Consider the following 22,541-nt stretch of genomic DNA (forward strand, 5'->3'; position numbering starts at 1 on the left):
ACGGTGTGTGATGGCAAGTTTGTGGCGACCAACAGTTTTATATCGGATTCCACAAAAGCATCGTTATTTACGGCGTGTGACGCCCAGCGAGCTTCGCTTGCACGTACCTACGCGTTTTTTCCCACTTTCGGCTGAAACTCAATGAGGCCAGTCTGCTATAGCAGCTCGCGCCAGACGTACTTAGCCAGCGGGTGCTGCCGGGCTGTTAAGTCGCGGATAAACAGCTGGGCTATCCAGCTGGCGCCTTGCACCGATAAATGCGTGTTGTCGATTTTACCGTCCGGGAATTGTTGGTATAGCCCGGCTGGCACCTGGATGAAATAGGCCTGGCTGTTCGCCTGACCGAATTTGCCAATATCGCTGCAGCTTTGGGCATTTAAATCAAAGAGTTCAACCTTTTCACTGGCGGCAACTGTGCGCGCGGCTGCGGCGTACTCGGCCAGATTGTTTTCCAGCTCGCCTTTGTCATTAAAACTGCGCCGGCAAATCGAGGTGGCCAGCATGGGAATCGCGCCTTTGCTGCGCACTTCGCTGATAAACCGGCGCAGCAGCTTCGGGTAGGTGGAGTCCACTGCGGCGTAACGCGCCGGGTCGTCTTGTTTTTGGTCATTGTGGCCAAACTGGATCAGCACATAGTCGCCTGCGCTTAAATCACTGACTAACAGCTGCCAGCGGCCTTCGTTGAGAAAACGCAGCGTGCTGCGGCCATTGGCTGCGTGATTGATGATCGACAATTCCGGCAACATAAAAGCGCGCAGCAGCTGGCCCCAGCCGCGTTCGGGATAATTCAGGTTAGGTTTGTCGGCCATGGTCGAATCACCGACCAGATGCAGGCGCGGCGCCGGCATCGCGGTGCTGGTGCCGGTTGGAATGCCGGTGGCTTGGGTTGAAACAGGCAGCATCAAAAATCCCATCAGGAAAAAACATACAGTAGCGAATTTGGTCATTGGGGTCATCCGGTTATTGGGTTAAAAGCAGCGGCGTTTCGTAAGTCCGTACCCAAGTGATTGTTTATTTGTTGCTGAGCCATTGCCGGCTGCGGGCCAGTTCGGCCAGCGGCTGCCAGCGGGCACCGAACAGCGTCATGCTGGCGCTTTGCGCATCGGCGTAGGCTGTTGCTTGCGCTGCGCTGAAATTGTCGGCCAGCCAGGGATATGCCGGGCTTTGGTTTTGAATTTGGTTCTGCAAATAGAAATTCCGGTCGCCATAACGGTTCGGCTGATCGCGCTGTGGCTCCAGCGGGTAAGTGCGGCGGAAGATTGGCTGGTTTGCCAATGCACTGCTGAATGTGTTGCCAGCCAGCACAAACTGGCCATCGTAATGACGCCGGCCGAGCATAAAGCCGCTGACGCCGTGGAAATGCGAATTCAGCACGACCAGCTGTTGCTCGGGCGATAGCTCGCCGTCGTGCCATAGCGTTGCCGCCTGATTATGGTTCACAAAATCGCTGTCGAGCACTAGCGCGCTGCCACGCGGGCACAGCATATCGACCCGGCCACTGAAAAAACTCTGGCGGTGCAGGTACAACCCATTTTGTTTGTTCCACAGGCTCATCGTATCGGCGCCATTACTGGCAAACTGGCTTTGGTCAGTGATGATGCGGCTGGCGTTGGCAAAACCGCGCACGGCAAACTGATGTTCAAACCGGGCCGGATCCTGCGGGTTTTCCAGTGCGTAGCTGTTATGCACAGCTAAATCCAGCAACTGAATATCACTGGCGGCGATATTGACCACCGCTGCGCCCCAGTCTTTTTCTAGCTGCTGTTGTAAACCACGGGCACCAGAGGGCAGTGCCGCTCTGGAAAAAGTGTGGCGCGCCGCCAGAAACTGCTGGCGAAGTATCGGGTATTGGATAATGGTCTGGCTTAAGCCACTGCCGGCCAGCACCACTTTATCTCGCGTTAAAAACAGCTTTTCGCGATAAAGCCCAGGCGAAATACGGATGACGGCCCAGCGCTTTGCATCCGGGCCTGTGGTCGGCAAACTATCGAGTGCCGCCTGAATAGTGTGGAAGCTGTCTGGCGCGCCGGTTGCTGCCACCTGACGCCACAGCGGTGGCTGCTCTGTATTCGCCGCCGCTGGCGCTTTAGCTGTAACGTCTGCTGTGGCAGCATTACTGACAAACAGCAGCGCGCAGCAGCAGGCTAACACCCAAAGCAAAACCTTATTGCAGCAGACGCGCAACCTGCACCCCGGCCATGATAAATGGACCGACGCCTTTGGCATCGTTGCGGATCACTGGCTCATTCTGGTAGTAGTCATAGCTGCCGTCACGGCCAAAACCGAGGCCTGCAACCTGCACCATCTGGGTCAGATGCGCAGTGCCGTTGGCGTCGACCAGTACAAACTGGTTCAGCAGCCCCTGATAAGCCGCAAGTGTGAAGGCCTGATAGCTTTTGTCGATCAGCCCCTGATTCAGCGCCTTGGCATAGAAATAGACAAACATACTGCTGGCGCTCGATTCCAGATAATTGCCGGCAACGCCGGGTTTATTCGGAATTTGATACCAGACCTGTGAGGCCGGGTCGACGTGCGCTTTTAACGCCACCGCCAGTTCACGGGCCATCTGCTCCAGTGGCGCCCGTAAATCGCTGCGCTCACGCGGAATATAATCCAGCGTATCAACCACCGCCATCGCTAACCAGCCGATGCCACGGCTCCAGAATTCCGGCGACAAGCCAGTGGTTTTATTAGCCCAGACTTGCTGCTTTTTTTCATCCCAGCCATGGAAATACAAACCGGTTGCCGGGTCGCGCAGCTTGTCGCGCACCGCAACAAATTCATGCACCACCTCTTCTAAACCCTGGCCGTTGTTAAACAGTTGGTTGTGATGCGCCAGAAACGGGATGCCCATGTAGACGCCGTCCAGCCAGACCTGATGCGGATAGATTTTTTTGTGCCAAAACGCGGCATTGCTGGTTTTCGGGTGATCTTTGAGCTGGTCGCGTAACAAGGCGGTGGCTTTTTGGTATTTGGCTTCACCGGTTTGCTCATAGGCGCGCAGCAGCACATTGCCGCTGTTGATACTGTCGATATTAAATTTTTCGCGCTGATAGCTGTGAATACTGCCATCGGCAGCGACAAAAGAGTCGGCCATATTCAGCATCGCTGTTTTATAGGCCGGATTTGGTGCGAGCTGATGCAAGTCGTCAAAGGCCTGCAACAGCAGGCCGGTGGTGTATTCAAAAGTGGTGGGGCGCTCGCGCTCAAAATCCCAACCGCCCCAGACATAATGCGGCGCCTGCAACTTTAAGCCAGCATCGGCCAGTTGCTGGCTCCAGTACAGCGCCTGCTGTGCCGTGAGTGGCTGGCTGACAGCCGCTTTTGTGGCCGCATTACTGATTTTGACGCGGATAGGCCGGTCCAGGATTTCCAGTTGCTGCTGTAAATAGGCCACAAAATCAGCCTGATTAGTGATGCCGTTTTTCTCGCCTTGCCAGGCGGCCAGCAGATGATAATCCAGCTTGCGGGCCGGATTAACGCTGCCGACTGTGGCAGGTGCTAAGCCGGTTAACTCCATTACCGCGACATGACTGTTGGCATCTGCGGTCAGTTTCTGCAGTTTGCCGCGTTTGAAGATCACCGCCATGCCCAGTAAATCGTTATTCAGGCTTTGTTTGCCATAAGTCGCGAGGTAAGTGTATTGATGACCGGACACTTCCAGCGTGCCTTGCAGCAGTTCGGTACCGGCGTGTTTCACCAGACCAATCGCCAGATTATCCAAAGGCGCAGCATTGCCAGTTGGCGCTTTCAGTTCCAGCTGGTTGCGCAGCAACCGACTACCAGCCTGCATACTCAGGTGCGCGCGCACATCCAGCGTGCGGCCGGCGATTTGCCAGTTGTGATAATCGATACTCATCGATGAAAACAACGGGCCGGACTGGTGAATAGTCGCGCTGTGACCTTTGAGCACCGACACACCTTGTGCCGCGCTGCCGTCCCAATAACCAAAACCACCGGCGCCTAAAGATTTACCGACTTTGAGTAAATCCAGGCCCCAAGGCTGCATGCTGTGATACGAGCTGTAGCCATCCTGACCAATCTGATGCAATACCGGCGCGCCGGTGATATTGCCAAAAATATCAAAGCCATTGCGCCAGTCGAGGTAAATGCGGTACGCCACGCGGTCCGACTCAATGCCCGGGCCTTCGTAGCGGATAAATTCGGAATGATCAGTATATTGCGGCGGCGGTGTCAGGCTTTGCACGTTCTCAAAAGTGCCACCTTTATAGACTTTGCCTTGCCACTGCCCGCCGGTTTTTTGCGAAATTTCAGCAGCAGTACGCTTGGCATTTGCTCCGGTAGCGGCTGCAGCCGGGATGGGTTTGACCTGCCATTGTTGCTGCTCGCCGGCAGCAAAATCTGCCATCGCCAACAGGCTGTCGAGGCTGCCATTACCGTCGCTGTCGATCAGCTGGCTGGGCACTTCGCGCGCACCTGCCCAGACCGATAACGCCCCCGGAGTGCCGACGACGCCTAAATCTGCGAAGGCCAGCGTCACTGCCGAATCCGGCCGGGCAAAGGCCGATGGATTGGTGACGGTCAATTCAGCCAGACCGGCTGACGCCGTCGTCGTGGTGGTGGCCGCAGGCGGGGTCGCTTTGGCGCAGGCGCCAAGCAGTGCGGCGGCAACGATCAGAGCCACAGGCCGCGCTGGCATCAAATAATCCGCACTGGTATGCGGTCGTGAGCTTATCAGGGGCAACATAAAGCGATTAAACACAGTAGATACCTGCAGAAAAAGGCAGCGGGCAAGGCGCACCCGCTGCAAACATCCAGGAAATCAAATCGGTTGGAACTCGCCGATCTGCTCCTTGCCGGGAGATAAAACCGGAGCCGGCGTTGGCCGGCTCCCCTTACAACATGTCAGTCAAGCATCAATATTTGTATTGCACGCCGAGGTAATACTGGCGGCCTGTCTCATGGTAATAAGTCAGGCGGTCACCGGCACTGTCAACCCACTGGTCATCGACTTCGTTGGTCAGGTTCAGCGCTTCAAAGCTGACTTTCCATTGCTCGGTGAAGGCATAACTCATCGATGCATCGACGTTGGTGGTGGCATTAGTGCCTTCCATGTCGTTGTTTTCACGGCCGATGGCAGTAGTTAAGTACTTGTCGCGTTTGGCAAGACTGACGCGGGCATTGAGTTTTTCATGCTCGTAATACAGCGTGGCAGCCACAGTCGAGCGGGACAAACCGGTCAGGTCACGCGTCGCCTGCACCACACCAGTGGTGTTGATGTAGTCCATTTGGGCGGACACGTGGGTGTAGTTGCCAATAAAACCAAAACGGTTCCAGAAATCCGGCAGGAAGGTAAATGGCAGCTGATAGCTGATTTCATAACCTTTTAAATCACCGCCAGGGCCGTTTAACGGCGTGGTGACTGACCAGTCGACGTTTTCAGTACAGCCGGTCGCCTCGCCATAACCAGGGCCTGCAGTACAGGCGGCAACCGCGGCCGACACCGGTAAGCCGGTTTCAGTGAACGCTTTGGTTTCCCGCAGTGTCTGGACATGGCTGTCGATGTCTTTCTGGAACAGCGCAATGCCGAGCATCGACTCGTCGCTGAAGTACATTTCCAGGCCTAAGTCATAAGTTTTGGCACGGGTTGGTTCCAGATATGGGTTACCACCGGCGACACTACGCGCACTGCCGGACACCGAGACCGACACGTTCGGCCGAATGGCACCAAGGCCAGCGCGCGCCATCACTTCGGCATAACCAAAGCGCACGATCACATCTTCCCAAGGTTCATAGTTCAGGTTCAGTGATGGCAGCAGTTCGTCATATTTATGCTCGACAGTCACTTGCGTCGGAGTGACACCGACAGTCGCCCAGGCGGTAGAGCTTTGTTCGGTTTCAACACGGCGCACGCCGGCGTTACCCCAGAACGGCGCTTCATTTAAGTAGGTATTGAAGTTCGCCATCAGCCAGATGCCTTGGGTGTTTTCTTCGGCTGAGTAGTTGTCGTCGCGGCGGAAATCTCTGCTGACCGTGAACACACCGCTGTTGCTATAGATGCCGTATTTGGCGTCGATGGCAGCAAAATCCGGCACCAACCAGTTTGGATTCGGGCCAAGGCCAGAGTTGTAGGTTTTGATTAAATCTGGTGTGTAGACAATCCCAGCGCCGTTTTCAGTCTGACGCCGCGCTTCATAACTCTCAAAGCTGAAGTCTTTCTGGTGCAGACCGCCTTTGACGGTCCAGACATCGTTGACGGTCCAGGTCAGATTCAGTTCCGCACTGTCGAACTGGTTTTCAGCACCGAGCGGGCGCAGCCGGACGGAGTTTGAAGTCCAGCCGGCGGGTTGGAAAATGCTGTCGCCGAAGCTCAGGATTGGGCTTTGGCGCGCACCGTCGCGATAGTCGTAACTGAAAGCCGCGCCGGTTTTTTCCATCACCAGTGTGGTTTGTACCGGGTTATCGAATTTCGAAACGGCGGTGCCAACCATCGCATCAATTTTCCAGTTGTCATTGATGTGGTGGGCGAAATTCAGGTTGATCTGGTGGAAGTCGGTGCCGAGTTCGTCAAAGCGGTTTTCCGCCCGCACTGTGGCATTGTCGAACTTGCCGTAGGTCATGGTGTTGGTGTCGTCGATAAAATACTCCAGCACATTCATGTTACCGGTGGCACCGCTGCCTGCTGTCGCCGTGGTTGGACGGTTGGCGCCGGCATTTAAGATGCCTTGCAGGAATATCTCGTTGCGCGTGGCATCGGTGCTGGCGTACAGCATATCCAAATCGATTTTGGTGTCGTCATTTGGCCGGTATTGGAAGGCCGCGCTGGCACCAACCCGCTCCATTTCATGGGTGTACGAATCGTAACGCGGTAAGCGTGGCCGGAAGGCGTTGTTGATGGTATTCAGTTCAGTCGCTGTGGTTGAACCTTTGTAGCGGCCGAAGTCGTTGACGTTGGCCCAGCGTACGGTACTGGCACCCTGATCTTTTAAGCTGCGCTCAGAAAAAGAGCCAGAGATTAACGCACCGAATTTGCCGTCGGCGAAATGGTCGCTGATCAGGAAAGAGGCTTTCGGGTCATTTTTCTCGGATAAGTCGTTGTAGCCGAGCTGGCCAGACGCTGAGAAGGTAAAGCCGTCATAGTCAAAAGGCCGTGCAGCACGCAGGTCGACGGTAGAACCTAATGAGCCTTCTTCGACATCGGCGCTGGCGGTTTTACGCACGGTCAGCGAGCTGAATAAATCAGAGGAGAAGGTGTTGAAGTCAAAACCACGGCCACGGTTGGCGCCACCGATTTGGTCAGTACCGCCGGAAGTAGAAATTGCTTCCATGCCGTTGATGCGGACACGGGTAAAGTCAGGGCCTAAACCCCGTACGGTGATCTGGCGGCCTTCACCGGCGGCGCGGCTGATGGCAACGCCTGGAATGCGCTGCAGTGATTCGGCCAGGTTTAAATCCGGGAAATCGGCGATGTCTTCCGCCATGATGGCGTCGATGGCGCTGTCAGACTGACGTTTAACGTTCAGTGCATTGGACAGACTGTCGCGGAAGCTGCCGGTTACTTCAATGACTTCGATGTCTTCAGCGGCTTTGGCTTTGTCTGCGGCTGTTTGTGGCGTGGCTTGTGCGGCTTGCTGTGCGGCGTCTTGCGCGGCCAGTGCAGAGGCACTGTAGCTGCCGGTCAGTGCAATAGCCATTGCCAGAGTCAGCGGTTGCAGGCGCCATGCCTGTTTGTGAGCTGCCATGATGTCTTCCTCGTCGGGTTTGTTCTTATGGTGCCATACGACCTTCGCCGTTGGCGCTTTTTTATCTGGCCCGTCGGTAACGACAAGCCCTGTTGATTCGTTTTTTTGTTTTTGTCTATCGGTGGCAAAATTCGCTTGCGTTTTTCTGCCACCGATGGCAAAAAGCTAACACCAAGCCATAATCACTGTCAAACCCCGTACAAAAAAACTGCAAAAAAAATGCAGCTCAGGGTGAGTAAACAGGTAAATTTGGCAGAACACGTCCATAAAAATTGTTTATTTTCATATGGATATAAAAGTGTAACCTGAAGTGACAACATCACGCCTGTCGGTACAACAACCGGGCAGGCCCAAGGAGAGACGCATGCAACTGCAACAACTGTTTGGCCTGACCGGTAAAAAAGCTTTAGTGACCGGCGCCAGTCGCGGCCTGGGTCAGGCGATTGCCATGGCATTGGCTGAAGCCGGAGCCGAAGTGTTGTGTGCCAGTTCAGCGCCGGGTGGCAGTGACGCGACTGTTGCTGCGATCCGCCAACAAGGTGGACTGGCGCAGGCCTTTTCCGCCGATTTAGCCGATAGCAACGCAGTGATCCAGCTGGCAGAAAAAGCACTGGATTACGCTGGCCACCTCGACATTCTGGTGAACTGCGGCGGTACCATCAGCCGCACGCCAGCGGTGGATTTTGCTTTTAGCGACTGGCAACAGAACCTCGCAGTGAACCTCGATGCCACTTTCCTGCTGAGCCAGCGCTTAGGTGCGGCGATGATTGAACGCAGAAGCGGCAAAATTATTAATATCGCCTCAATGTTGTCATACAGCGGCGGTATTACCGTGCCGGCTTACACCGCCAGTAAACATGCGGTAGTGGGGCTGACGCGGGCGCTGGCTAATGAATGGGCCGGGTTTGGCGTCAATGTGAATGCGATTGCCCCCGGCTATTTTAAAACCGACAACACGGCGGCGCTGCAGGCGAACAGTGACCGCAATCAACAAATTCTTAGTCGTTTGCCGGCAGGGCGGTGGGGTGAACCTGCAGATCTGGCCGGCGCCGCGATTTTCCTCGCTTCCAGTGCCAGCGATTATGTGCACGGCCATGTGCTGGCGGTCGATGGCGGCTGGCTGGCGCGCTAGTCCATTTTTAGTCAATTTCCCGGAGTTTTTATGAGCATCGTTTTTACCAACCGCTACGCCACCCACCCGGATGATGTGAAGCATTACGACACCGACAAACTACGCCAGCATTTTCTGGTCGACAACCTGATGCAGCCCGATGTGCTGGTGCTGAACTACACCCACTACGAACGGCTGATTGTTGGCAGCGCAGTGCCGGTTAAAGGCGCCGTGGTGCTTGAAACCGTTGATGCGCTCAAAGCTGAGTATTTCCTCGAGCGCCGTGAGCTTGGCGTGATCAATATCGGCGGTGCCGGTGTGGTCGAAGTGGACGGCACGCCTTATGCGCTGAATTTCCGCGAAGCGCTGTATGTTGGTAAAGGCGCACGCGATGTGCGGTTTGTGTCAACCGATGCCACCAATCCGGCCAAGTTTTATCTGAACTCCACGCCGGCGCATCATCAGTATCCAACCCGGCATATCACCATGGCCGACTGTAATGTGCTGAATATGGGCGCACTGGAAACCAGCAATAAGCGCGACATCTATCAGCTGATGATTAAAGGCGTGGTCGATACCTGTCAGCTGCAAATGGGCCTGACCGTGCTGCACCCGGGCAGTGTCTGGAACACGATGCCAGCGCACCAGCATGACCGGCGGATGGAAGCTTATTTCTACTTTGGCCTCAGCGAAGGCCAGCAGGTTTGCCATTTTATGGGCGAGCCGCAGCAAACCCGGCATATTTTTGTCGGCAACGATCAGGCGGTGGTGTCACCACCATGGTCCATTCACAGCGGTTGCGGTACCGGCAGTTACACCTTCATCTGGGGCATGGCTGGCGAAAACCACGATTACAACGATATGGATAAGTTTCCGGCCAGCGCGCTGCGTTGATGGTGGCTGGATCTATCTAACGCCGGCGCCGGCACGATAAAAAACTACAGCCAGCGCCTTTTTGTGACAGGGGAGACAACATGTACAGCTATATCCGCCGCAGCGGTGTGCTGGCGCTGAGTTTGATACTCAGTGTCCTGCTCAGCAGCTGCAGCAAACCAGAAGAACAAGTGCTGACTTTGCGCATGGCTCATACGCTGGACCAGGAGCATGTGGTGCACAAAGCGATGGTGAAGCTGGCCGAACGGCTTGATCACTATTCGCATGGCACGATGAAAATCCGCATTTATAGCGGTGGTCAGCTTGGTTCTGAGCGCGAACTGATTGAATTGCTGCAAATTGGCGCGCTGGCGTTGACCAAAGTGTCGGCGGCACCGCTGGAAGGTTTTGCGCCCAATATGCAGCTGTTCAGTGTGCCTTATGTGTTTCGTGATGAAGCCCAGCTGTGGCAGGTACTGGAAGGTGAGATTGGCCAGCAATTGCTCGATGAACTGGCGCCGGTGCGATTAAAAGGTCTGGGTTATTACGATGCCGGCAGCCGTAGTTTTTATACCACCAACAAAAAAATCACCACGCCGGCCGATTTAGTCGGGCAAAAATTCCGCGTACCGAACAGCCAGACCGCCGTGCAAATGGTGCAAACGCTGGGCGGCGCTGCCACACCGGTTGATTGGGGTGAACTCTACACCGCATTGCAGCAAGGCGTGGTTGATGGGGCGGAAAACAACCCGCCGAGCTTTTACCTGTCGCGCCATTACGAATTATCTAAATATTATGTGCTGGATGAACACACCGCAGTGCCGGATGTGATTTTGATGAGCCAGCATATCTGGAACACGTTAACCAGCGAACAACAAGGTTGGTTAGAGCAAGCCTTCGCCGATTCTGTCGCCTGGCAACGCGAGGCCTGGCAGGCGCAAACCCGCGACGCGCTGGCTAAAGTCAAAGCCGCTGGCGTGGAAGTGATTTATCCGGATAAACAGCCCTTTATTGATGCCGTGCAACCGCTGCATCAGGCGTTAAAAGATACGCCAGTCGGCGCTTTAATGGCGAAAATTGCTGCGCTACCACCTGTAACAGCACCACCTGCAACAGTAACACCAGTGACCGCACCTGCTGGCGCTGTTCCGGCAACACAGGAGCCGTCACATGAATAAAACCGTATTTTGGCTGGATGAAGTCTTAAAACGTCTGCTGATTGGCCTGATGGCGGCCATTGTTGGTGTGGTGTGCTGGCAGGTGGTGTCGCGCTTTATTCTCGGCGAACCGAGCTCGATGACCGAAGAGATCTCCCGCACGCTGTTGTTGTGGATCGGCATGCTCGGCGCCGCCCTGGCCTATCGTACCGGACAGCATTTGGGCCTCGATATTGTCACGTCAAAATTTACGCCACAGTGGCAACGGCGGGTAGCGATTTTACTGACCGCGCTGGTGGTGCTGTTTGCGCTGGCGGTGATGGTCGGTGGTGGCGGCGCCCTGGTGCAGCTGACGTTTGAGCTGAACCAGATGTCGGCAGCACTGGGGATCCGCGTGGCCTGGATTTATCTGGCGATCCCACTTGCCGGGTTTTTGATTGCATTTTACGGCCTCTGCCAGCTGATTTGTTTATGGCGGGGCGACACCTTGTTGCCAACCGGAGGCTGCGAATAATGGAAATGTCTGCATTGGTGCTACTCGGCATCTTTTTTGTCCTGCTGTTTTTAAACGTGCCGATCTCGTTTTGTATTGGTTTGGCCACGCTTGGCACTATGTTACTCAGCATGGATTTATTGCCGGCGCTGACGACTTTGGCGCAGCGGATGGCCGGTGGCCTGAATAGCTTTGCGCTGCTGGCGATCCCGTTTTTTGTGCTGTCGGGGTTACTGATGGGGCGCGGCGGCATCGCCAAACGGCTGATTGAATGTGCAATGGCGTTAGTCGGTGCGCTGCCAGGTGGTCTCGCCTTAGTAAACGTTTTGTCTTGTATGTTGTTTGGCGCCATTTCCGGCTCAGCCGTGGCGGCTACTTCAGCTATCGGTAGTTTTATGTTGCCGGAGATGAAAAAGCAGGGATATGACGATGCTTACAGCGCGGCCGTGACCGCTGCAGCGGCCACCACCGGCATGTTAATCCCGCCGTCGAATATCATGATTGTTTATGCCATCGCCAGCGGCGGCGTGTCGATTGCGGCGCTGTTTGTTGCCGGCTATTTACCGGGCATTTTACTCGGTGTGGCGCTGATGATTGTCTGCGCCGGCTATGCGCGGATCAAAGGCTACCCGGTAGGGGCGCGTTTACCACTGAAGCTGGTCGTCAGTAAAATCGCTGCCGCCATCCCCAGTTTGCTGATGATTATCGTAGTGATTGGCGGCATCATTAAAGGCGCTTTCACGGCGACCGAAGCCGGTGCTATTGCTGTGGTGTATTCCTTTGTGCTGGCGGTGCTGGTGTACAAAGAAGTGGCCTGGGCTGATTTGGGCAAAATTCTGCTGAAATCGACCGAAACCACCGCCATTGTGCTGGCGCTGATTGCGACCTCAGCAGCGATGTCGTGGATTTTGTCGTATGAAAATATTCCGCAAAGCATCAGTGCTGGTTTGTTGGCGCTGAGCGAAAATCCGATCATCATCCTGCTGATCATTAACCTGATACTGTTGGTGGTTGGGGCTTTTATGGATATGACGCCAGCAGTGCTGATCTTCACGCCAATCTTCTTGCCGGTGGCGATGGAGCTTGGCGTGTCACCGCTGCATTTTGGCATCATGATGATCCTGAACCTGTCGATTGGTTTGGTATCGCCACCCGTCGGTAGTGTGCTGTTTGTCGCCTGTGCCGTGGCCAAAGTGAAGCTGGAACAGATGATCAAACCGCTGTTGCCGATGTATGCCGCGATGTTTGTGGTGCTGATGCTGGTCACTTATATTCCTGCGATCAGCGAATGGCTGCCGTCAGTGGTGGGTTTGTAACAGGGCTATGGGATGAAACAGGAACAAAGCTGGTTGGTGTAGCGCTTCACCAGCTTGTTCATTAGAATGGCGCTGCCGGCCTTGTGGCCGCTACGGTGAAGACCGGCAGCACAGCAGCATTTACCGCTCGGGGAGAACTATCATTTACATGCTCAAATCATCCACCATTAACGATGTGGCCCGCTTAGCCGGTGTGTCCAAACGCACGGTCTCGCGGGTGATCAATGGCTCGCTGGCAGTCGGTGAATCGACGCGGGTCAAAGTGGAGAAAGTGATTGCTGAGCTGAATTATTCGCCGAGTCCGCAGGCGCGTGGCCTGGCGTCGAGCCGCTCTTACCTGCTCGGGCTGATTTATGACAACCCGGATGCGTTATACCTCGATGATGTGCAACGCGGCGTGCTGGAAGTTTGCAGTCAGCTGGGTTACGAGCTGGTGGTACATCCGTGCCGCTATCGCAGCGAAACGCTGGTGCAGGACTGCTTTGCTTTTATCAACCGCTCGAAACTGGATGGCGTGATTTTACTGCCGCCAGTGTCGGAGCTCGATCACCTGGCTGCTGCGCTGAAAGAAGCCGAGCGGCCTTATGTGCGGTTAACGTCCGTGCTGTTAGACGAGACTTATCATTCCGTCGTCTCTGACGACCGCGCCGCTGCGGCAGAAATGGCGCGTTATTTTGCCCAGCTCGGGCATCAGGACATTGCTTTTATCAGCGGGCCACAGCGCTATAAATCGTCCACCGAACGGATGGAAGGCTTTCAGCTTGGTCTGTCCGCCTATGGCATCAAGCTGCGGCCGGACTGGATTGTTGAAGGCAATAACAGTTTTGAAACCGGTATCGAATGCGCGCAGCAACTGCTGAGCGGCGCAGTGAAACCAACGGCGATTTTCGCCAACAACGACCAGATGGCCGCCGGTGTATTAAAAGCCGCGCATGAACTTGGCATCAAAGTGCCGGAGCAGTTATCCGTCGCCGGCTTCGATGACAACTTACTCGCCAGCCGGATCATTCCGGCCCTGACCACTATCCGCCGCCCGGTGCGGCAAATGGCGCAGCTTGCCGCCACTAAAATCATTATGGACATCGAAGACAACCGCCACGCTGCAGGTCATGTGGCGGCAAAAGTCGCGCCGACGCTGGTGGTGCGGGAATCAACCAAGCGGCTTTGAATCCTGCGCCGTGTCTTGCGGTACGGCGCAAACCAATGTCTCTTCTCCCAGATGTTAAGTGTTATTCACCGCGACATAGGTGCCCGACAGCAGTGCGGTCATGCTAAGAGAGAGGGTCTGGTTATGGCTCCGGCAGGATTGAGGTTTTGTGCCAGTTGCAGCTATTCGATATTGACTGAGCTTGTAGACCGCTAACAGCATCAACCGGATGGATCGTGGCAAATCCACCATCGCCACCACTGCGTTCGCCCGTTCGCGCCTCCCGCGCTCACTCTTAACCGCTCACTCCGCGGCTGCCGATGGTGGATTTGTTGGCGTTTGGGGACAGCCGCTTTGAGTTAATAGCGGAATATAACGCCGCCGGCACGATGCTCAAACGCTACGTACATGGCATCGGCAGCGACGACCCTTTAGTCAGTTACGACGGGAGCGGCACCACCAGCCCCACATACCTGCTCGCCGACGAGCGCGGCAGTATTATGGCGGAAACCAACAGCGCCGGCACTGTCACCACCAAACACCAATACGGCCCTTACGGCGAACCGATTAATAGCAGCACTTCTCGTTTTCGCTACACCGGACAAATCCTGCTGCCCGGTACCGAGCTTTATCACTACAAAGCCCGGGTGTACCATCCGAAGTTAGGCCGTTTTCTGCAAACCGATCCGATCGGCTACAAAGACGGCATGAACTGGTATGTCTATGTCGGCAATGACCCAATGAATGCGGTGGATCCTGATGGAGAAAATGCTCTTGCAGCATGTATTGCAGGTCCTTTTGCATGTGGTATCGGTGCTCTTTTGACTGCGGGGACAATTGTTGGAGCAATTGAGGCGAAAGATGGGTTTGATCAGTTATCTCAAGACGCGCAACGAACTCAGGTTATAAAGGATAAAGCTTATAGTGATTTAAACGATACTTTAGACCGCAAAATATCACCTTCAGAATTGGGAAAATCCCTTGCTGAAGCTAATGGATCTTCGAAAGAATTGTTTCGAAACTCAGTGATAAAAAACGGTGGGAAAATTATATCAGGAATCCCTGGAAACACTATGAGCGGCATTATGACTGACGGCGCAATAAAAAATGCCGTTAGTAGCGAGGTCAATGTATCGACAGTCAGCCGAACTCCTTACAGAAATCTTGAAAAATTAGATAGTTCATCAACAAAGCCGGATAAAAAATATGGTGAAAAAAATCAGTGTGCTGGAAGCAGAATTAGGAAGGATGGTTGTTAAATTTGAGAGTTAATATCTATACACGATTCATTTCTACATTCAGTGTATGTGTAATAGGCTGACATTTTTAACATATCGACGGATGAATGTTTATTCACATCACAGAATGATTCAGAGTAAATCTATGTATTTCTAAATGAGTTAATATTTGTGGCGATGACTTTATTAAGGGAGCTCTATGAAAAAATCAATATTAATTGTTTCTGTTATATGTCTGTTGATAATTCTTTTTGTTTTTCCGGGGGCGTCAAGAATTGCATTGTTAATGCATGAGTTGAAAAGTGGCTCGTCATTTACATTTCAAGGGGTTGAGTACTCGATTACAGGATTTGTATTAGTTGGTGATAATTACAATGGAGGCTTTGCGCTATCTTCTGTTGATATTTACGGTCTAGAACCTGTAATATTGCACTTGCAAAACCCGATTGATAACATGAAAACCGCTATTGAAAGTGGGGTTTTAGTTTTTGGCAAAAAAGTATCAAGTTCATGCGAATTATATGAAATACATTTCAAATCTATGGTTGGGGATAGTTTATTAATAAATAAAAATGAAGGAATTTTTTATACGATCGGGCCAGAATCTATATCTAGGATTGACCTGAGTAAGTTATGCCTATCAGTTGTAAAGAAACACATATAAGCGGGAATATCTCGTGATATAAACTTAAAAGCGAAGCATCCCGTTGTCCATCTAATTATGTGCGCTTGCAATCTGAGACACCCATAGCTTCCGCCGAACTATGGGTGTTCTTTTTTTGACCTAGCGCAAATCCAGCAATTTCCGCAACAGCAGCTCTGAAGAGCATGACTACACCACTTTGCTGTGCTGCGGATGCGGTATCAACGGAGCCAGAACCACCTGCTTGTAAGTCCGCTAAGAGTTAATAGCGGAATATAACGCCGCCGGCACGATGCTCAAACGCTACGTACATGGCATCGGCAGCGACGACCCTTTAGTCAGTTACGACGGGAGCGGCACCACCAGCCCCACATACCTGCTCGCCGACGAACGTGGCAGTATTATGGTGGAAACCAACAGCGCCGGCACTGTCACCACCAAACACCAATATGGCCCATATGGCGAGCCGATTAACCAAAGTGCATCACGCTTTCGGTACACCGGCCAAATCCTGCTGCCCGGCACTGAGCTTTATCACTACAAAGCCCGGGTGTACCATCCGAAGCTAGGTCGTTTCCTGCAAACCGACCCGATCGGCTACAAAGACGGCATGAACTGGTATGCCTATGTCGGCAATGACCCGATGAATGCGGTGGATCCGGATGGGATGGCTCAAAAAAAGGCAGGTGTGGGAACCCGAATTCGTGGAAAAACGTCAGTTAACAGTTCAGAGTATGGAGTTGATTCCAACTTAGGTACTTATAACGACAACGTTGGGCCTTCAATGGCGATCGCACTACCTGCAGCCGGTGCTTCTGCTGCAGCTGACGGGCCGTTACCAGTTGGCGAAGTGATCGGGGCCGGAATTTTAGTTGGTGCCGCAATTGTAGATGAAAGCATCAAAACCCATCTTACATATACATTAACGGGGCCAAATGGGTCCATATATGTAGGACGAACAAGTGGCTATGGGGACCCAATTAAGATTATGAATGCAAGATTTGGTAGCCATCATATGAAAATTTTAGGTTTTGGAAGCCCAAGGCTGGACAAGTATGCTCAAGGCACCAGCGGCAGATTCGCCATAAGAGGTCGTGAACAGCAGAAAATTGATAGTTTAGGTGGCGTGGGGTCTCATGGTGTAGCAAATAGTATTCGAGGTGTAAGTAAAATTAATCCTTTCGGTAGAATTTATCATAATGCCTCAACAGAAGCGTTTGGCGAGATAGCGCCGTATGACGGGAATTTTTAATATGAAAAAAATCAAGAAGCAACTTGAACTAGATGTATTAAACGATTGGTGCACCACATTTATAGATTACGTAATCGAATGTGATCAATCAGCCGAAAAGTATATGCGACAAATGGCTGATGTTGTGTATGCATGCTATACGTCAAATAATTTAAAAGCACTTCTACTGGCAAAAAATGAATTACTACATATTCTAGACGACCTGAGTCAAGAACAAAGAAATAAACTGAGCGAGCTCATTAAAATAGACTACGTGGATCATGATAAATTTGTTAATGATATAATTTTGCGCGGCCAGATAACTACAAATGGAGAATTTAAAACTTCATTAAAAATTGCTGAAAAGTTATTCGAAATTGGGGATTTTTCACATTTAGAAGCGCTCAATAGACTAATAGCGTCGTTTGAAAAGAACTCCCAAACGAATTATTAGAATAATACACCCGCACAAATAAACCTGAAGCACCCATAGATTCACCTGACCTATGGGTGTTCTTTATAGAAAAACCCAGCAATGTCCGCAACAGTAGCTTTGAAGAGCATGGCTACACCACTTTGCTGTGCTGCGGATGCGGTATCAACGGAGCCAGAACCACCTGCTTGTAAGTCCGCTAAGAGTTAATAGCGGAATATAACGCTGCCGGTACGATGCTTAAACGCTATGTGCATGGCATCGGCAGCGACGACCCGTTGGTGAGCTATGACGGCAGTGGCACCACCAATCCAACCTACCTGCTCGCCGACGAGCGCGGCAGCATTATGGCGGAAACCAACAGCGCCGGTACTGTCACCACCAAACACCAATACGGCCCTTATGGCGAACCGATTAACCAAAGTACTTCACGCTTTCGTTACACCGGTCAAATCCTGCTGCCCGGCACCGAGCTTTATCACTACAAAGCACGGGTGTACCATCCTAAACTTGGCCGGTTCCTGCAGACAGACCCGATTGGGTATAAAGATGGCATGAACTGGTATGCCTATGTCGGCAATGATCCGATGAATGCGGTGGATCCAGATGGGCAGACAAAACTGATTGTTTCTGCTTACAAAGTCGTTAAAAAAGCGTCACAAAATGGATGGGACTTTGGTAAAGCGGGCAAGCAGGAAATTGCAGACTTTGTTGACAATGCAGTCACGCTTGGCGATGGAAAATTTACTGCGGATGATGTCTTTGCTGCCATAGATATTGCGACCGGTTTTGGTAAAGATTTAGGCGTGATTTACAAGATCTCCGGTGAAAAACTGGAATCCGGACTGGACTATATTGGTCGCGCTGACAATCTCGGTGAACGAGCATTAAACGCAAAAGATGGAAGGGACCGGGATGGCGCTGAAATAATTGGGTTTTATAAAAAAGGCGATCATCAAGATGCCCGTGTTCAGGAGCAAAATGCGATGAATGACGCAGGTGGTGTTACAAAGCTTGATAATAAAAGGAATGAAATTGCAGAGTCTAAATGGGAATTGAAGGGAGTCATGCGGCAATGCAAAGCAGGCAGCCGGATCATGCGTAACGGCTGCTAATGAATGAGAATGCCGACCTGAAACTATTTATACAATAGCTTAAGGTCGGTTCATAGAAGGTTTAACATGAATACAAAAATTGATTATGCAATCGAAGTTCAGCCGATCCCATATCCAGGCTTTGATTTTCCTGTTGGCGGCAGGGTTGCTATTGTGCGGGATGAGCCGATTGATGAAGTCGTTGCGCTGATCAATCGAGAAGGGATAGAAGCTGTTACTCTCAATTGTTCAAAGGGCTGGTGTTCTGAGGATGTTTCATTTCTGGCGGAGCTGCCTAACGTCAGAAACCTGGCAATTATTACATCGCATACAACTGGTGTTCAGGCTATAGAAAAAATGGTATCCCTTGAAGAGTTGAATATAACCTTTTCAAGTAAAGATACTGTCGATTTTACAAAGCTAAAGTTGCTTAAGAAGGCTTACATCCACTGGTGGTCTGGTGCAGAAAGTGTGATGGATTGTGATTGGATCACAACCGCTTATTTTGACGAGATCCGCCGGAAGGATTTCTCGCACATTGCCAACATGACTGGGCTTGAAAAACTAACCATTGCCAACAGTAATATCAAGTCATTGGAATGGTTACCAGCACTTAAAAATTTGACAGAATTGTCGTTGTTTAACTGCCGTAGTCTGACCGACTTTTCTCCAATTGCACAACTAAAGCAGTTAAAACGGATCAATATCGAAGGCTGTAATAAGTTGACTGATATCAGTTTTGTTGCGGATTTACCAAGGTTGGAGATCCTAGGACTTACTGGAAATAGTGAAATCCCGTCAATTGCGGCGGTTGGTGGTGCAAAAGCGTTAAAAGCATTTTTTTTCCAGGCATCTACCAACGTTCTGGATGGTGATTTGTCTGCACTGTTAACTTTACCGCAACTGGCGATTCTGAGTTTTCAACCGAGAAAGCACTATAGCCATAAGCTGGTTAAGAAATGGAAATGGGCTGATTTTGACCAACCAGATATCCTGTTGCAGGCAACAAATCAGAAATAACTAATCTTCTACAAGGAATATTTTGTGAGTTGGGATTTTTATCAGTGTTTAGTTAATGACAAACCCGCATCGATTTCTCTGAATTTGGGTTTGGCCAGCAGAGCGCCTTTGGCTGGTTACCCGGAGTTGTTTTATCTGCGTATTCCGATGTGCCAGCCGCGCGAAGACGGCTTATCCAGTCAGGCCGAGTTTGTAACGCTCAATCAGATTGAGGATAAAGTTGTCGAGGCTCTGACTGCAGATAACAAGATGATTTATGTGGGCCGTCTCACTTCCGATGGTTGCCGCGACCTGTTTTTTTACAGTAGAAGTGATGACATAGACGAAGAAGCCTTGGAACTTAGTCTGAGCGATTTCTCTGAATATGCCTGGGAAGGCGGTATTAATCCCGACCCTGATTGGGAGACGTATTTCCAATTGTTAATGCCATCAGAGACGCAACTGGAAAGCATTAAAAACCGTCGGGTTTGTGATGCCATGGTAGAAAAAGGTGAAGTGTTCAAGACACCTCGTGAAATCATGCATTGGGCATATTTTGCAACCGAAACAGCAGTTTCAGAATATGCCGCTAAGGCGCAGGCTGCGGGCTATCAGGTCTTGGGTACGCAATTGCAAGATAATGACGACGAGCGCTATTGCGTGCAGGTTAGCAATAAAGGTATTCCATCACACCAACAAATTGACGAGTATACATTGCCTTTATTTATGGCTGCAGCAGAGCTGGGTGGGCGCTATGACGGCTGGGAGTCAGCGATCAAAACCATGTGATTTCTAGCGGGCTAAAGCGCAATAGTAATTTCTTAAGTAACCCGAAACACCCATAGTGTCCACCGAACTATGGGTTTCCTATTTTTGGTTCTCAGGCTAATCCCACAATGTCCGCAACAGCAGCAAAGCGGACATTTATTTTTTCGAAAATCAGTCATTTTTAGATCTGCTTTTCGCTCTTTACTGCCAGTTTCCTGCTACAACATCGCAAGGATTTTCTGCACCGTCGCCAGATTCCGGCCTGTGATCAGCCGCCATTTTTTGCTGACCAGCAGGTTTGCGATCGGGCATTGGTTAATCCCGTCGGTGCAATAGAGATAAAGGGCATCATTGCCAATCTGCAGTATTGAACTGGTCGCCGGCAAAGTGGCTGCGACGCTGGCGAATTGGCTGAATATTTGCGGATCACGACAAAAGCCGAGCAAAAACCGGCTCGGGTCAGGTTCGTTGCTGCCAGTCATCACTTCAGCATTGACCGCGCCCGCAGCGGCCTGCAACTCGGCGGCGGTTTTGACAATACAATGCAGGTCCAGACCGGTTTCTGCCAGTAAAGCTGCTGCGATTTGATCGCCAAGCAGGTCGCAGCCAGGGCTGGCTGGCAGGCTAAACACCGCATTGCCGGAATTGAGCAGGGTCCGCACTTGCTGAGCACCCAGTTGCTCTAACACGGTTTTTAATGTGGCCATTGGTAAGCGGTTGGCTTTGCCAACGTTGATGCCGCGCAGCAACAGAATATAAGTACTCACATACCCACCTTATTCAATCAGCACTGAAACAGGCTCAAACTGATACAGCGTGATAGCGCTTTGCACTGCCGCCGCATCAAAGGCTTCGCCTTGTTCTTCAGCGCGGTGTTTCAGGTAGGTTTTGGTTTGTTCCAGCGTCATCGGTTTGGCCTTCAGCGAGCCATGCGCGTAAGCGGTTTTGCCCTTGGCACTGACCGGGAACACGATGTCGCCGTCTTTAACTTTCAGACGAAAGGTTGGCTGATCAGCGGCGGTAGCAAACTGCATCCAGCAGCCTTTTTTCTGGCAGACCGCGTCAATTTTGCCTTGGACTGTGAAGGGTTGCTGCAGAAATCCGGCGGGTTTAGCCAGTACCTGAGCGACCGTCACACTGCCTGATTTGGCAAAATCAAAGGCCGGGCCAAAACTCTGGCTGGCGTGGACTATTGGGCTTGCGATTGTGTTTAACAGTAGCGCCAGAGACAAAGCGATGGTTTTTTTCATGGGGAACATCCTGTGGTTGAAAAAAACTATACTCTTTGCTTTTAAGGGGGATTGTCAACTCAAGGGAATTGACCGTCTTGGGTTCGCAGACTTTTGTTTTATTTGACTTGCCGTAGGGTCGGTAAGCAAAGCGCCACCGACCAGATTGGAGTCTATCAATATACTGTTATTGAGTGATCCCGTAATGTGCCTGTCGATGGCAATTGGGGCAGAGTGCTAGCACGTTTTCCAGTGAGTCATGGCCACCATCTGCTAATCGTTTGATATGGTGAACTTCCAGATACGGGCTTGAATCTGCTTTTTTTAGAAACGGTGCTGGTTTGCGGCAGACTTCACAAAAACCATTGGCCCGGTACAATGCCTCAGCCACAACGTCCGGATTTCGCAGAAAGACTCTTGTTGTTACCTGCGTGGTTAATGGCATTATTGATGCAGTTGCCAGTCTGCGACGTCTTTGCTCAGAACTGTCTTGCAGCGCTTTACTTAGCTTCGTTTCAAAGTTTTGTTGTATTACAGCGAGTGAGGACTGATAAGGGATTTGTGCAAAAAAATAGGCCGCTTTGCGCACATCTTCCCAATCTTCTAATTCCCAAATGGGTTCGCGTTGGAGCGACTTGTGGACATATCGCTTATGTTTTTTCCCGGTAAGCGCAACAAGAAATGGGGACATTAATTCGACATCGTCTGCAAAACTGGGGACGACTTCATAGCCTTTACTGCACGGCTTGATGTAAAGCTTTCCTTTATTTGGTGATACTTTCTTCAGGCTGATATTTTCAAGCGTTACATCTTGTTGATATGGTTCAACTACAGCTCGGGACAAACCTGCATTTAACTCATCAGCCAAAGCCCAAACCAGAGCTTTTACTTGTTCCACTGTCGTTTTCATTTTCCGCATCCCGTTTTTGTTCAGTTTTGCCAGAAATGCACAAGCTAGGCAAACATTTAGGGGACACCAACTGCCAGCGATGCCATAAAGTTCCTTTGTTAAGCGGCTCTGATAAGTTCAGCGGTCTTTTGATTTGCTATGTCATCACGTACGGCGGCGCTGCGCTTGCACGTACCTACTGCATAATTAGTGCTTG

General features: G+C 51.7%; 20 protein-coding genes. 13 read left to right on the forward strand and 7 right to left on the reverse strand.

The window, feature by feature from the left end:
• Window positions 1-155 precede the first annotated feature (155 nt).
• From ACQ66Q_RS16370 to ACQ66Q_RS16385, 4 genes are all read right to left on the reverse strand, one after another.
• Window positions 156-947: a rhamnogalacturonan acetylesterase gene (locus tag ACQ66Q_RS16370; RefSeq protein ID WP_430457768.1), complete on the reverse strand. Its 792-nt coding sequence runs from the start codon at window positions 945-947 to the stop codon at window positions 156-158.
• Window positions 948-1,011: 64 nt separating this feature from the next.
• Window positions 1,012-2,160, reverse strand: coding sequence for a hypothetical protein (locus ACQ66Q_RS16375; protein WP_430457769.1), 1,149 nt, complete (start codon window positions 2,158-2,160; stop codon window positions 1,012-1,014).
• Between the two features lie 4 nt (window positions 2,161-2,164).
• Window positions 2,165-4,660, reverse strand: coding sequence for a glycoside hydrolase family 88 protein (locus ACQ66Q_RS16380; RefSeq protein WP_430457770.1), 2,496 nt, complete (start codon window positions 4,658-4,660; stop codon window positions 2,165-2,167).
• A gap of 217 nt (window positions 4,661-4,877) precedes the next feature.
• Complete coding sequence (locus ACQ66Q_RS16385; RefSeq protein ID WP_430457771.1) at window positions 4,878-7,703, reverse strand: TonB-dependent receptor; 2,826 nt, start codon at window positions 7,701-7,703, stop codon at window positions 4,878-4,880.
• A 364-nt stretch (window positions 7,704-8,067) separates the two neighbouring features.
• Between ACQ66Q_RS16385 and ACQ66Q_RS16390 the strand changes: the two genes are divergently transcribed.
• From ACQ66Q_RS16390 to ACQ66Q_RS16450, 13 genes are all read left to right on the forward strand, one after another.
• Window positions 8,068-8,835, forward strand: coding sequence for an SDR family oxidoreductase (locus tag ACQ66Q_RS16390; protein ID WP_430457772.1), 768 nt, complete (start codon window positions 8,068-8,070; stop codon window positions 8,833-8,835).
• 30 nt (window positions 8,836-8,865) lie between these two features.
• Window positions 8,866-9,708, forward strand: coding sequence for a 5-dehydro-4-deoxy-D-glucuronate isomerase (gene kduI / locus ACQ66Q_RS16395; protein WP_430457773.1), 843 nt, complete (start codon window positions 8,866-8,868; stop codon window positions 9,706-9,708).
• 80 nt (window positions 9,709-9,788) lie between these two features.
• Window positions 9,789-10,865, forward strand: a complete 1,077-nt coding sequence (locus tag ACQ66Q_RS16400; protein ID WP_430457774.1) for a TRAP transporter substrate-binding protein — start codon at window positions 9,789-9,791, stop codon at window positions 10,863-10,865.
• Window positions 10,858-11,358: a TRAP transporter small permease gene (locus tag ACQ66Q_RS16405; protein ID WP_430457775.1), complete on the forward strand. Its 501-nt coding sequence runs from the start codon at window positions 10,858-10,860 to the stop codon at window positions 11,356-11,358. Before ACQ66Q_RS16400 ends, ACQ66Q_RS16405 begins: the two co-directional genes overlap by 8 nt.
• Complete coding sequence (locus tag ACQ66Q_RS16410; protein ID WP_430457776.1) at window positions 11,358-12,653, forward strand: TRAP transporter large permease; 1,296 nt, start codon at window positions 11,358-11,360, stop codon at window positions 12,651-12,653. The genes ACQ66Q_RS16405 and ACQ66Q_RS16410 overlap by 1 nt, the downstream gene beginning before the upstream one ends.
• A 148-nt stretch (window positions 12,654-12,801) precedes the next feature.
• Window positions 12,802-13,821 (forward strand): LacI family DNA-binding transcriptional regulator, encoded by a 1,020-nt coding sequence (locus ACQ66Q_RS16415; protein WP_430457777.1) that lies wholly within the window; start codon window positions 12,802-12,804, stop codon window positions 13,819-13,821.
• A 299-nt stretch (window positions 13,822-14,120) separates the two neighbouring features.
• A complete protein-coding gene (locus tag ACQ66Q_RS16420; RefSeq protein WP_430457778.1) occupies window positions 14,121-15,059 on the forward strand; it encodes an RHS repeat domain-containing protein in 939 nt (312 codons plus the stop codon).
• A gap of 178 nt (window positions 15,060-15,237) precedes the next feature.
• Window positions 15,238-15,702: a hypothetical protein gene (locus tag ACQ66Q_RS16425; protein WP_430457779.1), complete on the forward strand. Its 465-nt coding sequence runs from the start codon at window positions 15,238-15,240 to the stop codon at window positions 15,700-15,702.
• Between the two features lie 271 nt (window positions 15,703-15,973).
• Complete coding sequence (locus ACQ66Q_RS16430; RefSeq protein ID WP_430457780.1) at window positions 15,974-16,933, forward strand: RHS repeat-associated core domain-containing protein; 960 nt, start codon at window positions 15,974-15,976, stop codon at window positions 16,931-16,933.
• A gap of 1 nt (window position 16,934) precedes the next feature.
• Window positions 16,935-17,366: a hypothetical protein gene (locus tag ACQ66Q_RS16435; protein ID WP_430457781.1), complete on the forward strand. Its 432-nt coding sequence runs from the start codon at window positions 16,935-16,937 to the stop codon at window positions 17,364-17,366.
• Between the two features lie 215 nt (window positions 17,367-17,581).
• Window positions 17,582-18,460 (forward strand): RHS repeat domain-containing protein, encoded by an 879-nt coding sequence (locus tag ACQ66Q_RS16440; protein WP_430457782.1) that lies wholly within the window; start codon window positions 17,582-17,584, stop codon window positions 18,458-18,460.
• A 66-nt stretch (window positions 18,461-18,526) separates the two neighbouring features.
• Complete coding sequence (locus ACQ66Q_RS16445) at window positions 18,527-19,459, forward strand: leucine-rich repeat domain-containing protein (RefSeq protein WP_430457783.1); 933 nt, start codon at window positions 18,527-18,529, stop codon at window positions 19,457-19,459.
• Between the two features lie 24 nt (window positions 19,460-19,483).
• The gene (locus tag ACQ66Q_RS16450) at window positions 19,484-20,227 is read left to right on the forward strand and encodes a DUF695 domain-containing protein (RefSeq protein ID WP_430457784.1); all 744 of its coding nucleotides are present in this window, start codon (window positions 19,484-19,486) and stop codon (window positions 20,225-20,227) included.
• Window positions 20,228-20,424: 197 nt separating this feature from the next.
• Here ACQ66Q_RS16450 and ACQ66Q_RS16455 read toward each other — a convergent pair whose 3' ends face one another.
• The 3 genes from ACQ66Q_RS16455 to ACQ66Q_RS16465 form a co-directional block, all read right to left on the reverse strand.
• A complete protein-coding gene (locus tag ACQ66Q_RS16455) occupies window positions 20,425-20,973 on the reverse strand; it encodes a DUF1697 domain-containing protein (protein WP_430457785.1) in 549 nt (182 codons plus the stop codon).
• A gap of 9 nt (window positions 20,974-20,982) precedes the next feature.
• Window positions 20,983-21,456 (reverse strand): DUF4920 domain-containing protein, encoded by a 474-nt coding sequence (locus ACQ66Q_RS16460; RefSeq protein ID WP_430457786.1) that lies wholly within the window; start codon window positions 21,454-21,456, stop codon window positions 20,983-20,985.
• Between the two features lie 166 nt (window positions 21,457-21,622).
• Window positions 21,623-22,345, reverse strand: coding sequence for an HNH endonuclease (locus ACQ66Q_RS16465; protein WP_430457787.1), 723 nt, complete (start codon window positions 22,343-22,345; stop codon window positions 21,623-21,625).
• Window positions 22,346-22,541: the final 196 nt, after the last annotated feature.

It is taken from the genome of Rheinheimera sp., from assembly GCF_965283995.1.
Lineage (GTDB): Bacteria > Pseudomonadota > Gammaproteobacteria > Enterobacterales > Alteromonadaceae > Pararheinheimera.

Coding starts and splice junctions, on each gene's coding strand:
- ACQ66Q_RS16370 (WP_430457768.1), bottom strand. CDS start 947: ATGACCAAATTCGCTACTGTATGTTTTTTCCTGATGGGATTTTTGATG.
- ACQ66Q_RS16430 (WP_430457780.1), top strand. CDS start 15,974: ATGCTCAAACGCTACGTACATGGCATCGGCAGCGACGACCCTTTAGTC.
- ACQ66Q_RS16410 (WP_430457776.1), top strand. CDS start 11,358: ATGGAAATGTCTGCATTGGTGCTACTCGGCATCTTTTTTGTCCTGCTG.
- ACQ66Q_RS16385 (WP_430457771.1), bottom strand. CDS start 7,703: ATGGCAGCTCACAAACAGGCATGGCGCCTGCAACCGCTGACTCTGGCA.
- ACQ66Q_RS16460 (WP_430457786.1), bottom strand. CDS start 21,456: ATGAAAAAAACCATCGCTTTGTCTCTGGCGCTACTGTTAAACACAATC.
- ACQ66Q_RS16400 (WP_430457774.1), top strand. CDS start 9,789: ATGTACAGCTATATCCGCCGCAGCGGTGTGCTGGCGCTGAGTTTGATA.
- ACQ66Q_RS16390 (WP_430457772.1), top strand. CDS start 8,068: ATGCAACTGCAACAACTGTTTGGCCTGACCGGTAAAAAAGCTTTAGTG.
- ACQ66Q_RS16415 (WP_430457777.1), top strand. CDS start 12,802: ATGCTCAAATCATCCACCATTAACGATGTGGCCCGCTTAGCCGGTGTG.
- ACQ66Q_RS16405 (WP_430457775.1), top strand. CDS start 10,858: ATGAATAAAACCGTATTTTGGCTGGATGAAGTCTTAAAACGTCTGCTG.
- ACQ66Q_RS16435 (WP_430457781.1), top strand. CDS start 16,935: ATGAAAAAAATCAAGAAGCAACTTGAACTAGATGTATTAAACGATTGG.
- ACQ66Q_RS16440 (WP_430457782.1), top strand. CDS start 17,582: ATGCTTAAACGCTATGTGCATGGCATCGGCAGCGACGACCCGTTGGTG.
- ACQ66Q_RS16380 (WP_430457770.1), bottom strand. CDS start 4,660: ATGCCAGCGCGGCCTGTGGCTCTGATCGTTGCCGCCGCACTGCTTGGC.
- kduI (WP_430457773.1), top strand. CDS start 8,866: ATGAGCATCGTTTTTACCAACCGCTACGCCACCCACCCGGATGATGTG.
- ACQ66Q_RS16445 (WP_430457783.1), top strand. CDS start 18,527: ATGAATACAAAAATTGATTATGCAATCGAAGTTCAGCCGATCCCATAT.
- ACQ66Q_RS16425 (WP_430457779.1), top strand. CDS start 15,238: ATGAAAAAATCAATATTAATTGTTTCTGTTATATGTCTGTTGATAATT.
- ACQ66Q_RS16465 (WP_430457787.1), bottom strand. CDS start 22,345: ATGAAAACGACAGTGGAACAAGTAAAAGCTCTGGTTTGGGCTTTGGCT.
- ACQ66Q_RS16420 (WP_430457778.1), top strand. CDS start 14,121: ATGGTGGATTTGTTGGCGTTTGGGGACAGCCGCTTTGAGTTAATAGCG.